13 protein-coding genes are annotated in these 15,111 nt (G+C 71.2%); 5 read left to right on the top strand and 8 right to left on the bottom strand.

The features are described from left to right. Positions 1 to 121 precede the first annotated feature (121 nt). The 4 genes from ACWCPW_RS11280 to ACWCPW_RS11265 all read right to left on the bottom strand — a co-directional run bounded on the left by ACWCPW_RS11280 (position 122) and on the right by ACWCPW_RS11265 (position 4,815). Positions 122 to 628: a MaoC family dehydratase gene (locus ACWCPW_RS11280; protein ID WP_449761294.1), complete on the bottom strand. Its 507-nt coding sequence runs from the start codon at positions 626 to 628 to the stop codon at positions 122 to 124. 293 nt (positions 629 to 921) lie between these two features. Then, positions 922 to 1,989, bottom strand: a complete 1,068-nt coding sequence (locus tag ACWCPW_RS11275) for a class I SAM-dependent methyltransferase (RefSeq protein ID WP_449761293.1) — start codon at positions 1,987 to 1,989, stop codon at positions 922 to 924. Positions 1,990 to 2,186: 197 nt separating this feature from the next. Next, complete coding sequence (locus ACWCPW_RS11270) at positions 2,187 to 3,080, bottom strand: alpha/beta fold hydrolase (RefSeq protein ID WP_449761292.1); 894 nt, start codon at positions 3,078 to 3,080, stop codon at positions 2,187 to 2,189. 160 nt (positions 3,081 to 3,240) lie between these two features. Next, positions 3,241 to 4,815 carry a DEAD/DEAH box helicase gene (locus ACWCPW_RS11265; protein ID WP_449761291.1) on the bottom strand — a complete coding sequence of 525 codons (1,575 nt, stop codon included), beginning with the start codon at positions 4,813 to 4,815 and terminating at the stop codon, positions 3,241 to 3,243. Between the two features lie 420 nt (positions 4,816 to 5,235). Here ACWCPW_RS11265 and ACWCPW_RS11260 point away from each other — a divergent pair, with 420 nt between their 5' ends. After that, a complete protein-coding gene (locus tag ACWCPW_RS11260) occupies positions 5,236 to 5,916 on the top strand; it encodes a ferritin-like fold-containing protein (protein ID WP_395866314.1) in 681 nt (226 codons plus the stop codon). Between the two features lie 108 nt (positions 5,917 to 6,024). On the opposite strand, the gene ACWCPW_RS11255 is transcribed toward ACWCPW_RS11260, so the two are convergent. The 3 genes from ACWCPW_RS11255 to ACWCPW_RS11245 all read right to left on the bottom strand — a co-directional run bounded on the left by ACWCPW_RS11255 (position 6,025) and on the right by ACWCPW_RS11245 (position 7,534). Beyond that, positions 6,025 to 6,255, bottom strand: a complete 231-nt coding sequence (locus tag ACWCPW_RS11255; protein WP_395866525.1) for a DUF3107 domain-containing protein — start codon at positions 6,253 to 6,255, stop codon at positions 6,025 to 6,027. A 177-nt stretch (positions 6,256 to 6,432) separates the two neighbouring features. Next, positions 6,433 to 7,071 carry a TetR/AcrR family transcriptional regulator gene (locus tag ACWCPW_RS11250; RefSeq protein ID WP_395866312.1) on the bottom strand — a complete coding sequence of 213 codons (639 nt, stop codon included), beginning with the start codon at positions 7,069 to 7,071 and terminating at the stop codon, positions 6,433 to 6,435. A gap of 217 nt (positions 7,072 to 7,288) precedes the next feature. Then, positions 7,289 to 7,534: a hypothetical protein gene (locus ACWCPW_RS11245; protein ID WP_449761290.1), complete on the bottom strand. Its 246-nt coding sequence runs from the start codon at positions 7,532 to 7,534 to the stop codon at positions 7,289 to 7,291. Positions 7,535 to 7,761: 227 nt separating this feature from the next. On the opposite strand from ACWCPW_RS11245, the gene ACWCPW_RS11240 reads away from it, so the two are divergent. From ACWCPW_RS11240 to moeZ, 3 genes are all read left to right on the top strand, one after another. After that, positions 7,762 to 8,703 carry an alpha/beta fold hydrolase gene (locus ACWCPW_RS11240; RefSeq protein ID WP_449761289.1) on the top strand — a complete coding sequence of 314 codons (942 nt, stop codon included), beginning with the start codon at positions 7,762 to 7,764 and terminating at the stop codon, positions 8,701 to 8,703. Positions 8,704 to 8,713: 10 nt separating this feature from the next. Further along, on the top strand, positions 8,714 to 10,642 hold the full coding sequence (locus tag ACWCPW_RS11235) for a DUF3152 domain-containing protein (RefSeq protein WP_449761288.1): 1,929 nt from the start codon (positions 8,714 to 8,716) through the stop codon (positions 10,640 to 10,642). A 131-nt stretch (positions 10,643 to 10,773) separates the two neighbouring features. Beyond that, entirely contained in the window at positions 10,774 to 11,982 is a 1,209-nt protein-coding gene (moeZ, locus tag ACWCPW_RS11230; RefSeq protein WP_449761287.1) for an adenylyltransferase/sulfurtransferase MoeZ, read from the top strand. A 175-nt stretch (positions 11,983 to 12,157) separates the two neighbouring features. Here the strand turns inward: moeZ and ACWCPW_RS11225 are convergent, their stop codons facing one another. After that, positions 12,158 to 14,500, bottom strand: a complete 2,343-nt coding sequence (locus tag ACWCPW_RS11225) for a lysylphosphatidylglycerol synthase transmembrane domain-containing protein (RefSeq protein WP_449761286.1) — start codon at positions 14,498 to 14,500, stop codon at positions 12,158 to 12,160. Positions 14,501 to 14,713: 213 nt separating this feature from the next. Between ACWCPW_RS11225 and ACWCPW_RS11220 the strand changes: the two genes are divergently transcribed. Then, positions 14,714 to 15,070 (top strand): MGMT family protein, encoded by a 357-nt coding sequence (locus ACWCPW_RS11220; protein WP_449761285.1) that lies wholly within the window; start codon positions 14,714 to 14,716, stop codon positions 15,068 to 15,070. Positions 15,071 to 15,111 lie beyond the last annotated feature (41 nt).

The raw sequence follows: 15,111 nt of genomic DNA, 5'->3' as shown, positions 1-15,111 counted from the left end.
GCCTCGGGACGCGACAGCCGCCTCCGGACGCGGAAACGGGCGGGCCGCGCCGTCCCTGGGCGACCCGCCCGCGTTCGATTCCGGAGGCGGACCCCGGGGTTGGTGACCGATCGGCGAGCGATCAGCTCTCGATCAACTCGGGGCGTCCGGGCTGCTCGCCGCCACGCTTCTCGCCGTAGCTCTCCTTGGGCACCATGACCTTGCGCTTGAACACGCACACGAGCGTGCCGTCCTGCTTGTAGCCCTTGGTCTCCACGTACACGACGCCGCGGTCGTCCTTGGACTTGGACTCCCACTTGTCCAGCACCAGGGTCTGCCCGTAGATGGTGTCCCCGTGGAACGTGGGTGCCACGTGTCGCAACGACTCGATCTCCAGGTTGGCGATCGCCTTGCCGGAGACGTCCGGCACCGACATGCCGAGCAGCAGCGAGTAGATGTAGTTGCCCACCACGACGTTCTTGCCGAAATCGGTGGTGTTCTCGGCGTAGTTGGCGTCCATGTGCAGCGGGTGATGGTTCATCGTGAGCAGACAGAACAGGTGGTCGTCGTACTCGGTCACGGTCTTGCCGGGCCAGTGCTTGTAGATCGCACCGACCTCGAACTCTTCGTAGTAGCGGCCGAACTGCATGTCGGTCCCCTCTCACCTGGTGGCACATCGATCAGGACGTTCGCGTCCGACGATCGTCGAGCCCCGGTCGGATACCCGCCCGGATGGGTCGGGTGACGACGGCTCGGCGAGTGCGTCGGCGGATGGCTCCGAGGATAGGGACGTTACCGGTGAGTTCAGTAGAGGTGTATCAGTGACGTAGGTCATGGGGTGTGGCGACGTCGACGGGCACGGCCGCGAGTCGTCCGGATCGGAGTGGGGGCGCGTGGTCGCGGCCCGTCGCTCCCGCCGTTCGCCCCGTGCGGTCGGGTCGGTCACCCCTTCCGGGCGACGAAGTACACGTTCAGGAAGTCGCCCTCCATCGAGTGGGTTCGGATGTCGGTGAAGCCGGCCTCGGTGAGGGCGGCGCGAGCGGCCTGTTCGCCCCAGACCGTGCCCAGGCCCTCGCCGCCCTCGCCCAGCGAGACGGTCATGCAGTAGAAGACCGAGAACGTGTACAGCGCGGGGCCCAGGGGGTGGTCGAGGTTGTCCTCCAGGCGGCTGGAGGCGTTGATCTCGCCCATCAGGAACACCCCGTCCTCGCGCAGCGCGTCGGCCACCGCCGCCAGCGTGCGGGTAGGCCGGGCCAGGTCGTGGATCACGTCGAACGCGGTGATCAGATCGTGCGAGCCGAGCGGTTCGGCGGCGTCGACCACGGCGAACTCCGCGTTTTCCAGGCCCAGTTGCTCGGCCTCGCGGCGCGCCGCGGCGATCCCCTGGGTGGAGATGTCCACACCCTTGACCCGACTGTTCGGAAAGGCCCGGGCCAGCACGTTCACCGCGTGCCCCTGGCCCGTCCCGACGTCCAGCACGTCGATGCCCGCCGTCAGGCGCTCGACCAGCCCGGGCACCATCGGCAGCACGCCCGCCACCAGCGCCGCGTCCCAGATCCGGCCGGACTCCTCGGCCTGGAGCGCCTGGAAGCGCGGATAGGCCGAGTACGGCACGCCGCCCCCGTGTCGGAACGCGTGCACCACCTGCTGCTCGACCTCGCCCATCAGGGCCAGGTACTGGGTGAAGCCGGCCAGGTTCTCCGGCCCGGCCGCGCGGGTCAGCGACGCCGCGTGCTCGGGCGGCAACCGATACGTGGCCGTCTCCGGGAAGTATTCGACGATCCCGCCCGCGACCATGCCGCCCAGCCACTCGCGCACGTAGCGCTCGGTCGCCCCGCAGGCCCGGGCGATCTCGTCGCTCGTCGCGGCCGGCATCTCGGCCATCGTGTCGAACAGTCCGGTCTGGTGGCCGACACTGACGAGGAAGGCCAGGCAGCCGTCGTCGACGATGTCGAGCATTCGTCCCGCGAAAGCTTCCCGTCGCGCGGGGTCGACGTCGATGACGGTCATGGCAACTCCCGATCGGTCGGCTCGACGGGAGCCGCCGTGGGTGCGCGAACCCCCATGCGCCCGGAGTGTGGTCACCCCGGGTGTCCGGACACCGAGAGCACGGGCGACGCCCGCGGGGACAGAAGTGTCTCTTTTGCCACGCTACGCCCGATCCGGCGGGCCCGAGACCCCGGGCCCGCCGCCGCTCGGGTCCGCGTTCAGGCCCGATCCGCGTACGCCGGCACGCTCGTCCAGAAGTCGGCCAGGGCCGTCGCCGTGGCCTCGGGCGATTCCACGTTGGGGGAGTGGTGCGTGCCCGGGATCACCACGTGCGGTACGCCCAGGCGGTCGGCCATCTCGGCCTGCCAGGGCAGCGGCCACGCGTAGTCCTCGACGCCGGAGACCACCAGCGCGGGCAGGCCGGCGGCCACGAGCGCGGCCAGTTCGGCCACCCGGTCGGGTTCGGTGCGCAGTTGTTCGGCCATGCCGAGCAGGCCCTCGGGGGTGGTGCCCAGCCAGCGCGCGTGCACGAACTCGGCGATCACCGGGTCGGCGGGCGGCAGCAGGCCCTCCTCGAGTTCCACGGCTCGCATCGCGTCCCACACCTCCTGCCGGGAGAGCACCGGGAGCACCTCCTCGAGCAGCAGCAGCCGGGTCACCTCGTCCGGGCAGATCGCCGCCGGGCCGGTGCTCATCAGGGTCAGCGAGGCCAGTCGGTGCGGCGCGCGCAGGGCCACCGAACGGCACACCAGGCCGCCGAAGGAGTGCCCCACCAGGTGGATCGGTTCGCCCGGGGCCACCGCGTCGGCGATCGCGAGCACGTCCGCCACGAGCGCGTCGCGGGTGTACGCCGCCGGATCCGTCGGACCCTCGGTCTCGTACTGGCCGCGCTGGTCCACGGACACCGTATGGAAGCCGCGTCGCGCCAGCGGGTCGCCGAGCGCGATGAAGTCCTCCTTGCTGCCGGTGAAACCGGGCACCAGCACGGCGGTGCCCACGCGCGGCGCGGCGGTCGGCGGGGCGGACTCCAGGACGGCGAATCGTCCGCGCCCGGTCGCCAGGCGACGGGAGCGGACGGTCCCGGGCAAGGTCAGAAAGCGTGGCGTACTCACGCCTTCGAGCCTACTTACCCGCAGGTACGACAACGGCCTCCGCCGCGAAGCGCGGACGTGATCGTCCACACTCCACACCGGAGGCCGTCGGCTTCATGTTCGAGTCGACCCTTCGAGCCCGCCGTCGAGCGCCGGCTCTCGTGTGTCGGCCCCTCGTGTGTCAGCCCTCGTCGGTCGCCACGGCGCCGGCCTCGGCGCCCTCGGGACGGCGACGGGTGCGGCGACGGCGACGGCGCGGCGCGCGCTCGCCGTCCGCGTCCGCCTCCCCGGCGACGGCCGGGCCGTCGGCGGGAGCGGTGGCGACCGCGACCGCGACGGGCGGCTCGACGAACGTCGCGGTCGGGTCGATCGCGACGGCCTCGCCGGTCTCACCGTTGACGCGACGACGACGACGCGAGCCCGGTGCCCGACGGCGGCTGGGGTCGCTCGCCTCGGCGTCGGCCGAGGACGGGCCCGAGGCGGCCGGCCCGGACGCGGCCGGACCGCTGCGGCTGCGCCCACCGGTGCCCTTGCGGCCCGAGTTGCCCCGGCTGTTCTTGCCGGTCTCGCCCAGGTCCTCGACGTCCTCCGCGCCCAGGCCCGCACGGGTGCGGTCGGCGCGCGGCAGCACACTGCCCACGGTGGTGGGGATGTCCAGGTCGGTGAACAGGTGCGGCGAGGTGGAGTAGGTCTCGACCGGTTCGGCGAAGCCCAGGTCCAGCGCCTTGTTGATCAGGCTCCAGCGCGGGATGTCCTCCCAGTCCACCAGCGTCACCGCGGTGCCGGAGGCGCCCGCGCGGCCGGTGCGACCGATCCGGTGCAGGTAGGTCTTCTCGTCGTCGGGGCACTGGTAGTTCACCACGTGGGTGACACCTTCGACGTCGATCCCGCGGGCCGCGACGTCGGTGGCCACGAGCACGTCCACCTTGCCGTTGCGGAACGCGCGCAGCGCCTGCTCACGCGCGCCCTGACCGAGGTCGCCGTGCACGGCGGCGGAGGCGAAGCCGCGCTCGGCCAGGCCCTGGGCCAGGTCGGCCGCGGTGCGCTTGGTCCGGCAGAACACCATCACCAGGCCGCGCCCGTTGGCCTGGAGCACCCGAGCCATCAGTTCGGGCTTGTCCAGGCCGTGCGCGCGGTAGACGCGCTGCTGGACCGACTTGACGGTGGCACCCGCGTCGTCCGGCTCGGACGCGCGGATGTGCGTGGGGCGGCTCATGTAGCGGCGGGCCAGGGTGATGATCTGACCCGGCATGGTGGCCGAGAACAACATCGTCTGGCGGCGGGCCGGGAGGCGCTCGACGATCTTCTCGACGTCGGGCAGGAAGCCCAGGTCGAGCATCTCGTCGGCCTCGTCCAGCACCAGCATCTTGACCTCGGACAGGTTCACGTGACCCTGTCCGACCAGGTCGAGCAGCCGACCCGGGGTGCCGACGACGACGTCGACGCCCTTCTTGAGCGTGTCGATCTGCGGCTCGTACGCCCGCCCGCCGTACACGGCCAGCACGCGCACGTTGCGCAGCTTGCCCGCGGCCTGGAGGTCGTTGGTGACCTGCACGCACAGCTCGCGCGTGGGAACCACGACCAGCGCCTGCGGCGTACGCCCGGCAACCGTGCCGGCGGGCGCGCGGCCGGCCTCGATGTCGGCCGCGACGGTGATCCGCTGCAGCAGTGGGATACCGAAGCCGAGGGTCTTGCCCGTTCCGGTCTTGGCCTGGCCGATCACGTCGTTGCCGGACAGGGCGACCGGAAGGGTCATCTCCTGGACGGGAAAGGCCTCGATGATGCCGAGCGCCTCGAGGGCCTCGGCGGTCTCCGAAAGTACTCCGAGTTCGCGAAAAGTTGTCAGGGGTCCAGCCTCTTCTGTGTGTTTGGGGGCCGTCCGTACCGAAAGCGGGTCGAGACCATGGCGCCCACCGAAATTGCGGGGCGCTCCACGGGACCTCTCGCCTTCGGGCGGCCACCCGAGCGGGTCGGTCGGAGCCAGTCGTCCTCCGACCGGGCATCCGCGTTCACTACCACTGTACCCGGCGAGGTGCGGCCGGTGGGGTGATGCTCATTACTGCTTGTCCGGAGATGGGCGACTCCGCCCGGACGTGGTGCCCCCGTGAGCATGGTGCGCTCACTACGCTGCGTACTTGTGAACACTGGGGCGGCGGGTACGGACGAAGGGGCCGACATGAGCGCAGGTACGGAGCCGACCGGGGAGATGCGGGCCGCCGTGATCGAACTGCTCGGCGTACTCGCCTACGGCGAGATCACCGCCTTCGAGCGGCTCGCCGAGGATGCCAAGATGGCGCCGACGGTGGACGACAAGGCCGCGCTGGCCGCGATGGCGGTGGCCGAGTTCCAGCACTACACACTGCTGCGCGACCGCATCGCCGCGCTGGGCGCGGACCCGGCCGCCGCGATGGACCCGTTCATCGCGCCGCTGGACGAGTTCCATGTGCACACCGCGCCCGCCGACTGGCTGGAGGGCCTGGTCAAGGCGTACGTGGGCGACGGTATCGCGGCCGACTTCTACCGCGAGGTGGCCGCGCACCTGGACGAGGTCAGTCGGGACCTGATCGTGGAGGTGCAGCGCGACACCGGGCACTCGGCCTTCGTGGTCGACGCGGTGCGCTCGGCGATCGAGCGCGATCCCAAGGTGGCGGGCCGGCTCGCGCTGTGGGGGCGGCGGTTGATGGGCGAGGCGCTCAGCCAGGCGCAGCGGGTCGCCGCGGAGCGGGACGTGTTGTCCACGATGCTGATCGGCGGCGGCGCGGGCCCCGGATTCGACCTGGCCGAGATCGGGCGGATGTTCAACCGGATCACCGAGGCGCACCAGCAGCGGATGGCCGCGCTCGGGCTGGCGTCCTGACCCGAAGCGGGCCGCCCGGGAAACCTTGCCGAAAACCGAGGGTGGGTGGATCCGCGTGCGGATCCACCCACCCTCGGGTCGTGCGGTGCCGATATCGGCAGCCGGTGCTCAGGCGTTGGCGCCGAAGCCGACCTTGCGCGCCGACGACTCGCCGATCTCGACGTAGGCGAGGCGGTCGGCGGGCACGATCACCCGGCGGCCCTTCTCGTCCGTCAGGGACAGCAGCTTGGACGCCCCCGACAGCGCGTCGGCGATGGCCCGCTCGACGTCCTCCGGGTTGTCCGTGCTCTCCAGCACCAGTTCCCGCCCGGCGTGCTGTACGCCGATCTTGATCTCCACGGCTGTCCCTCCGGCCTTGAAATTCTGGAGATCGGCGCCGCGACGACCGCGGGCCGTACCCATTCCAGCAGGCTAGTCGAGAGCCGGGGTCACCCCACGCCATGACGGGTACGCCGAACGCGAACGCCGGACGGGAACAAGCGTGCTCCCGGCCCGACGCCGCAGGCCGGCGGGCGTTCAGTGCTGCGGGTCGTCCTTGCGCGGGAACCGCGAGATGCCGCGCCAGGACAACGACGAGACCAGCAGCGAGGCGGCGTCGCGCGGGATGGTCGCGCCGCGCGCGATCCAATAGCGCGCGGTGACCTGTGCCATGCCGGTCAGGCCGATCGCCAGGAGCATCGACTCCTCCTGGCCGAGTCCGGTGTCCTCGGCGATGATCTTGCTCACCGCCTCGGCGCACATCTCGCTGACCCGCTCGACGCGCTCGCGCACGGCGCTCTCGTTGGTCAGGTCCGACTCGAAGACGAGACGGAACGCGCCGCCGTCGTCGTCCACGAACGCGAAATAGGCGTCGACCGTGGCGGCCACACGGAACTTGTTGTCGTGCGTCGACTCCAGCGCGCGCTGCACCGCCGCGAACAGCGCCTCGCAGTGCTGGTCGAGCAGCGCCAGATACAGCTCCAACTTGCCGGGGAAGTGTTGGTACAGCACGGGCTTGCTGACGCCGGCGCATTCGGCGATGTCGTCCATCGCGGCTGCGTGGTAGCCCTGCTTGACGAAGACTTCCTGGGCGGCGCCGAGGAGTTGCGTCCTGCGCGCGAGCCGGGGCAGCCGGGTACCGCGAGGACGGGGGTCCGCATCCTGGATGGCTGTCACGGGGCTCCTCAAGGTGTCGCTCAACGTGTCGCGGACACCGGATGGTTCGGTGATCCGGCGGGTCTCTCCACCACGTCATCCTACTTTCGGGTAACCCAGGGCGTAAGTTTCGTGGCGCAACGAAACAGGATCCCGCGCCCGTGACAACCCCCGCAAGGGCGCGTGAAGTGCGCGGAGGGTGGTCGCGAGCCCTGGGCGACGGCGCGGGAATCGACGCTCAGCGATAGTCGTCGTCCTCCCGGCGCCCGACTCCTCGACGCTGCTCGGTCGCGTCCGCGGGGTCCACGCCGTCGGGCACCGACTCCCATACGGGATCGCCGTCGCCGTCGTCCGCTTCCACCGCGGTGTGCTGATCCACCGCGTCCGGAACCGGAATCTCGGGGTCGTCGGCCGTCTCGTCGGGGAGTGCGGCGTCACCTTCCGTGACGTCTTCGAACTCGGGGGTTTCGTCGATGCGGTACATACGGCCTCCCTGCCCGTGCGGTGCTCCGCTATGCGGGGTTCCCGCAAGTCCATGATCCGCCCCGCGTTCGTTGTCGCACTTTCGGGATCGATGTCGAAACGTGATGTGCGAAGCGTTTACAGTGACGTCATGAAACAGGGCATAAGAGCCGAGAGCACCCGGGCCGACGAAGCCGGTCGAGGCATCCGCCCTTCCGTCTCAGTGATCATCTCGTAATATTGCCCACCGTGACGACCATCAGCCCCGCAAGCGAAGCCGACGCGACGCCTTGGCCTGCGCGTACGGTCGAAGTCGCCACCGGCAACGAGGTCGTGGTGCGCCGAGACGCGCTCCGCGACGCCGACCTGCCGCCCGCGATGATGATCCACGGCCTCGGCGGCTCCTCCCTGAACTGGACGGAACTGGCCGCCGAACTGCGGTCGGATCTTTCCGTCGAGATGATCGACCTGCCCGGCTTCGGGTACTCGCCGCCGCCGCGGAACGGGGACTACTCGATCTCCGCGCACTGTCGTGCGGTCGAGGGCGCGATCCTGTCGCTGCGCAAGGGCCCGGTGCACGTGTTCGGCAATTCGATGGGCGGCGCGGTGGCCACCCGGCTCGCCGCGCGACGCCCGGACCTGGTCCGCACGCTGACCCTGATCTCGCCCGCGCTGCCGGACCTGCGGGTGCGGACGTCGGTGCTGCCGACGGCGATGCTCGGCGTGCCCGGTGTGGGTCGTGCGCTGCTGCGGCTCAGCCGCAACATGACGCCCGAGCAGCGCACCCGGATGTCGATCGCGATGATGTACGGCAACCCGGACACGGTCGGCGAGAAGGCCTTCGCCGACGCCGCCGCCGAGTACCGGCGTCGACTCGAACTCCCGTACATGATGGACGCGTTCTCGCACTCGACCAGGTCGGTCATCGGGGCCTACCTGGAGCGCGGCGAACGGGCGCTGTGGCGGCAGGCGGCCGATGTGCGGGCGTCGACGCTGCTCGTCTACGGGCGCCGGGACAAATTGGTCGACGCGCGCATGGCCAAGCGCGCGACCGAGACGTTCCAGGACGCACGACTGCTGGTGGTGCCCGACTCCGGGCACGTGGCCATGCTCGAACACCCCCGCGTGGTGGCCCGGGGTTTCCGCGAACTTCTCGACGGGGCCCTATCGCCGTCGAACGTGGTGGGGTGAACGCAGACTCATGGGACGTCACTCGGGAACGCAGACGAGCGTGCAGTACGGCGGTGAGGGGTTGCCGGACGACGCACTGTCCGGCGGCTACGCCGCGGTGCCGCAGCAGGGCGCGTACGGACAGGTGCAGCAGGACGGATACGCCGGCGGCCTGATCGACACCTCGTACGCCGGCGCGTATCCCGAGCAGGACACCGGCTACCACGGCTACCCCGCGGACCCCGGCTACGGCGGCTACCAGGCCGTGCCGCAGGGGAGCCTCGGCTACGACGGCGGGCAGCAGCACGGCTGGGAGCACCCCGCGCCGGAGGCCGGCTCCGGGATCTGGACGGCGGCCGGGACGATGCCCGGCGAGCCCGCGCACTGGGACGACCCGCTGGAGCCGTACGGCGCGCAGGCCGGCTCGGCCGGCTACGCGGCACAGCCGTTCGGCGCGGACACCTTCGGCACCGACGGGTTCGGCACCGACACGTTCGGCACCGACACGTTCGGTACCGACACGTTCGGCGCGACCGGGTTCGCGACCGGCTCGTTCGGCGGCGACGCCTACGGCGCGGACTCCTACGGCGCCGACCCGTACGCCACCGGCGGCTACACGGCGGTGGGCCACGCGAACGACCTGTACGCCGCGGACGGCTACCCCAGTGGGATGCACGCGGTCGTCGAGGCGCCGGCCGCGCCGATGTACGACACCACCACGTTCGAGCCGCAGAGCTTCGTCGGCTACGGCTACGACGCGTCGGGTGCCTACCAGGCCGTGGCGCCCGTGCGCGATCCGCTGGTGGACGCGCTGTACGAGATGCCCGCCGAGTCGGTGCGGGCGGCCGGTCCCGGTGCCGGGCAGTATGCGATGGAGGCCGAGCCGTGGGCCGTGTCGGCCCCCGAACTCGACCTGGAACAGCTCTCGTTCGCGACCGAACCGGGCGACGACTTCGCGGACGCGGAGTCGGAGTCGGCGTACGCGGTGGAGCCCGAGCCGGAGTACGGCTTCGAACCGGACGCCGGGAGCGCCCCGCCGAAGGGCCGCGCGCAGACCCGGCGGGCGAACCGTCCCGCGCCGCGCAAGGGCCGGCGCACGCTGGTCGCGGCGAGCGGCGCGGTGGTCACCGGTGCGGTGCTCGCCGGCGCGGTCGTGCTCCAGATGCCCGACGAGGGCACGTCGAGCCAGGCCTCGGGCGACGACCAGGCCGCGCCGGGCGCCGCGCCGCGGCCCACCGACCAGGCCGCGTCGCGCTCCTCGGATCGGGACCCGGTCGCGCAGGGCGGTGCCTCCTCGTTGCCGCTGCCGACGCCCGCGTCGCCGACCACCACCGACCAGCTCACCGTGCGCTTCCCGCTCGATCCCAAGCTCGGCCTGAACGGCAGCTTCGACACCGTGCCCGGCAAGGAGGCCGCGCCCGGCCCCGGCCGCAAGTACACGTACGCGGTGGAGATCGAGCAGGGCCTGCAACTGGACGGCGAACTGTTCGCCAAGACGGTGCAGAAGACCCTGAACGACAAGCGCAGTTGGGCCACCGGCGGATTGACCTTCGAGCGCACCGACAACTCGCCGAAGGCGGACTTCGTGGTGCGACTGGCCAGCCCGCAGTCGGTGCACAAGGCGTGCACCCCGATCGTGGGCGACACCAGCGCGGACAACGTCTCGTGCGACGCGTACGGCACCCGGTACGTGATGATCAACGCGTGGCGCTGGGCGCAGGGCTCGACCGCCTACGGCGACGACATCGTCGGCTACCGGCAGATGCTGATCAACCACGAGGTCGGGCACCGGCTCGGGCACAACCACGAGAAGTCCTGCGGTGCCGGCGGCATCGGCTCGGACTTGGCCCCGGTGATGATGCAGCAGACCAAGACCCGGGTCGCCAGTGAGGGCGCGATGAAGGGTGAGACCTGCGAGGCCAACCCGTGGCCGTACCCGACGGGCAAGCTCACCAAGTAGCCCCGGCCGGGCCGCTCCGGGCGCCGTCGAAGGCGCCCGGAACGCCCTCGCGCGCGCGAATCTCACGGACCGGACCCGGTGCCCGGGAATCGGGACGAGCGTGGCACTGTTGCGGTAGGAAAAGAGCCGAGATGAACAGTCCGACCATCGGAGTTTCCGTGTCGCAGCTACCACCCCTGGTCGAGCCGGCCACCGAGCTGACCGTCGACGAGGTCCGTCGTTACTCGCGCCACCTGATCATCCCCGACGTCGGGATGGACGGGCAGAAGCGGCTGAAGAACGCCAAGGTGCTCTGTGTGGGCGCCGGTGGCCTGGGTTCGCCGGCGCTGATGTACCTCGCCGCGGCCGGTGTCGGCACGCTGGGCATCGTCGAGTTCGACACCGTCGACGAGTCGAACCTGCAGCGCCAGATCATCCACGGACAGAGCGACATCGGTCGGTCCAAGGCCGAGTCCGCGCGCGACTCGGTCAAGGAGATCAACCCGTACACCAAGGTCGTCCTGCACGAGGAGCGGCTCGAGGCCGACAACGTGATGGAGATCTTCGGGCAGTACGACCTGATCGTCGACGGCACGGACAACTTCGCCACCAGGTACCTGGTCAACGACGCCTGTGTACTGCTGAACAAGCCGTACGTGTGGGGTTCGATCTACCGCTTCGACGGCCAGGCCAGTGTGTTCTGGTCCGAGCACGGCCCGTGCTACCGCTGCCTGTACCCGGAGCCCCCGCCGCCCGGCATGGTGCCCTCGTGCGCCGAGGGCGGCGTGCTGGGCGTGCTGTGCGCGTCGATCGGCTCGATCCAGGTCAACGAGGCGATCAAGCTGCTGATGGGCATCGGCGAGCCGCTGGTCGGCCGGCTGATGATCTACGACGCGCTGGAGATGACGTACCGCACGGTCAAGGTGCGCAAGGACCCCGAGTGCGCGGTGTGCGGGAAGAACCCGACCGTGACCGAGCTGATCGACTACGAGGCGTTCTGCGGCGTGGTCTCCGAGGAGGCCCAGGAGGCCGCGCTCGGTTCGACCATCACGCCCCGCCAGCTCAAGGAATGGCTCGACGCGGGCGAGAACATCGACCTGATCGACGTTCGTGAGCCGGGCGAGTACGAGATCGTCAAGATCCCGGGTTCGCGGCTGATCCCCAAGAACGAGTTCCTGATGGGCCGGGCCCTGGAGGACATGCCGCAGGACAAGCGCATCGTGCTCAACTGCAAGACGGGCGTGCGCTCGGCCGAGGTGCTGGCGGTGCTCAAGAGCGCGGGCTTCGCCGACGCGGTGCACGTGGGCGGTGGCGTGATCGGGTGGGTCAACCAGATCGAGCCGGAGAAGCCGGTCTACTAGCTCCTCGGGGACCAAGCGGGGCCGGACGGCCGCGGGGCGCACCCGCCCTGCGGCCGAGGTGCCCTCGAACGCCGGACGGCCCGGACGGATCGGGCTCCGGCCGGATGTGCTCGAACGCCGGACGGGCCGATTCCCATCGGCCCGTCCGGCGTTTTTTCAAGGCTGTGGCCAGGGCTCAGATCGCCTGTTTGCGTTGCAGGTGGGTGAAGGCGAGCCAGCCGGGCAGCACCGGGAGCCAGAAGGTCAGGAAGCGGTAGAGCAGGACGGCGGCGGTCGCCGTCTCGAACGGCAGGCGCGCGGTGCTGGTCAGGCCCGCGATCAGGGCCGCCTCGACCGCGCCGATGCCGCCCGGGGTGGGTGCGGCCGAGCCGATCGCGTTGCCGGCCAGGAAGACCACCGCGATCGCGGCGAAGTTGGCCGAGCCGCCGAAGGCCCGCACGCTGGCGTCCAGACACAGGATGAAGGACAGCGTGAGCAACACGGTGCCGCCCAGCCCGGCCGCGAGCTTGGTCGGGGTCTGCAGCACGTCCAGCAGACGCGGCACGATGCCGGAGAAGAGTTGGCGCAACTGCTTGACGATCCAGCGCCGCAGCGGCGGTACGGCCATCACCAGCAGCGTCACCAGGGCCAGCACCAGCAGGCCCGCGATCACCGCGCCCGACGGCGCGAAGGACGGCGTCTCGGCGGTGCCCGCGATGTAGCCGAAGAAGGCCAACAGACCGACGTGGAAGACCAGGCCGCCCAACTGCGAGACGCCCACGCTCGCGGCGGCGAGGGTGGGCGGGATACCGGCCTTCTGCAGGTAGCGGGTGTTCAACGCGACGCCGCTGACCGCCGGCGGCGCGACCAGCTTCACGAACGAACCGGCGAGTTGCACCACGGTGGTGCGAAACAGCGACAGCCGTTCGGGGACGAAGCCGAGCAACATCAGCGCCGCGCACACGTAGCTGAGCGAGGAGGCCAGCAGGCCGATCGCCGCCCAGCCCCAGTTCGCGCTGTCGAAGATCTCGCCCAGGTCGACGTGGCTGAGCTGGGACAGCAGGAAGTAGCCCGCGAACGCACTGGCCACCACGGTGACCAGGGTGCGCGCGCGGACCCGCTCCAGGCGGACCGGCTCGACCTCGGCCTGCGGACGCAACTCCAGGATCTGCTCGCGGATCCGGGAGAGCAGGTTCTTGTCCTTGCGCAGCACCGCGCGGGTGCTGCGGCTGAGCGCGACCTTCTGCAACAGCGGCAGGCACGCGGCCACGGTGTCCGCGCCGAGCACCTCCGCGGCGGTGTGCACGGCGCGCTCCTCGCCCACCCGCAGCGCGATCGTGGTGAGCAACTGCGCGGTGTCGATCCGCAGCGCCAGGTCGCCGGAGGCGATCTCGCCGGCCCGCAGGTCCACCAGCCACGGCTCGCCGGTGCCGTCCACCAGGACGCTCTCGGCGACCAACCGCCGGTGGGTGAGCCGGTGTGCCTGGAGCAGGCCCAGCAGCTTCCACAGCCGGGCCAGCAGCTCGTCGGTGAGCTCGTCGTCCTCGAGGGTGTCCAGGGTGCGGCCGGGCACGTGCGCGTAGGCGAGCAGCGCGGCGTCCGGGCCGACCTCGGTGGTGGCCACCAGACGCGGCGCGCGCACCCCCGCGTCGGCGCAGGCGTACGCCATCAGCGACTCCTGCTCCAGGGCGCGGCGGGTGGACAACACGGTGCGGCGCTGGGTGACCCCGCGCAGGACCAGGCGGCGGTAGAAGCGGTAGATCGCGCCGGAGGCCTGCTGGTCGCGGTCCAGCACGGTGACGTCCAGCAGCCGCTCGTCGGCCAGCCGGACCGCGTAGCGGCGGGTCTCCTCGGGGCCGTCGTCGGTGCGCACACAGGACAACGCGACCAGGCCGAACCGGCGCAGCGCGGCGACCACCGACTCGGCCGGCGGCCGGGTGTTGGGCAGGCCGACCGCGTACAGCGTGGCGTAGGCGATGGTGCGGCCGAACAACACGCTGGTGAGCAGCGCGACGGGGGTGGTGTACCCGCCGACCAGCACGGTCGCCGCGTTCAGCAGGAGCAGCGTCCACACCACCAACTGCCAGCGTGGTCTGCGGACCAGGCCGACCGCGGTGACGTAGGCGACGATCGGCGCGAGGTAGCCGTGCACCGGGTCGGTCCAGCCGCTGCGCGGCAGTGGCAGCGGGCGGGTCAGCGCGTCGCGCAGCGCCTCGGGGCCGGGGCCGGTGATCCACCAGTCCAGGCCGAGCGAGGCCAGGTAGGTCACGGCCGCGGCGATCACCCCGTCGGCGACCCGCAACCCGTCCCGGCTGACCAGGCGTTCGATCCCGTAGGCCACCGGCACCACGAGCACCGCGACGGCGAACACCCCGCCGGAGAGGTTGAGCAGCAGGTGCGGCGTGCTGTTCTGGGCGCCGCGCACGATGTCCGATTCCAGGCCGGAGGTGGTCTGCCGGGCGATACTGGCCAGGAAGAAGACCACGCCGAGGGTGAGCACGCCGAGCAGTACTCGGATCAAATCGGACGATCGGTGCACGCGCAGCGGTTGTGAGGGCTCGACTACGAGGGCGCGCCCGTTCCCGGGGGCCCCCGTCGCGATCGTTCCGTCATGCTCTCGAATCACCCGTCACCACCGCGTCGATGGTGCCACGACCCGCGTCCGGGATTGCGGCCGGCCGCGCCGAAGTGCGGCCGAAAGGGGCGGGCGGTCGTCCGACCCCGTGTCCGACGACTCTGTCACCATGTGCGGATGAGTGACCCTAACCCCTTCGCCGAGCGGGTGCTCGACCTGGTCGAGCGCATCCCGCCCGGGCGGGTGATGGCCTACGGGGACGTCGCCGAGGCCCTCCAGGAAGGCGGCCCACGGCAGGTCGGCCGCGTGATGGCGCTGTACGGCGGCGGGGTGCCGTGGTGGCGGGTGGTGCGCGCGGACGGCTCGTTGCCGCCGAGCCACGCGGTGCGCGCGCCCGGGCACTACCGGGCCGAGGGCACGCCGTTGCGTTCGGGCGGCGAGCGGGTGGACATCGGGCGGGCGCGCTGGGTGCCGGCGCCCGACGAGGTGCCCGCGGAGCTGCCCGCCGACCGGGAGGATCCGCCGATCTCCTGACACTGCGGGGTGGGCCGGGTCACAGTGGTCGCGCCCCCGAT

It is taken from the genome of Embleya sp. NPDC001921, assembly GCF_053594475.1.
Note: the sequence above shows the minus strand (reverse complement) of the source record. Positions and strands in the feature narration are given on the sequence as shown.

Excerpts from the sequence above, each read along its gene's own strand:
- ACWCPW_RS11235 (WP_449761288.1), top strand. The coding sequence starts at position 8,714 with ATGGGACGTCACTCGGGAACGCAGACGAGCGTGCAGTACGGCGGTGAG.
- ACWCPW_RS11245 (WP_449761290.1), bottom strand. The coding sequence starts at position 7,534 with ATGTACCGCATCGACGAAACCCCCGAGTTCGAAGACGTCACGGAAGGT.
- ACWCPW_RS11265 (WP_449761291.1), bottom strand. The coding sequence starts at position 4,815 with ATGACCCTTCCGGTCGCCCTGTCCGGCAACGACGTGATCGGCCAGGCC.
- ACWCPW_RS11220 (WP_449761285.1), top strand. The coding sequence starts at position 14,714 with ATGAGTGACCCTAACCCCTTCGCCGAGCGGGTGCTCGACCTGGTCGAG.
- ACWCPW_RS11275 (WP_449761293.1), bottom strand. The coding sequence starts at position 1,989 with ATGACCGTCATCGACGTCGACCCCGCGCGACGGGAAGCTTTCGCGGGA.
- ACWCPW_RS11260 (WP_395866314.1), top strand. The coding sequence starts at position 5,236 with ATGAGCGCAGGTACGGAGCCGACCGGGGAGATGCGGGCCGCCGTGATC.
- moeZ (WP_449761287.1), top strand. The coding sequence starts at position 10,774 with ATGAACAGTCCGACCATCGGAGTTTCCGTGTCGCAGCTACCACCCCTG.
- ACWCPW_RS11280 (WP_449761294.1), bottom strand. The coding sequence starts at position 628 with ATGCAGTTCGGCCGCTACTACGAAGAGTTCGAGGTCGGTGCGATCTAC.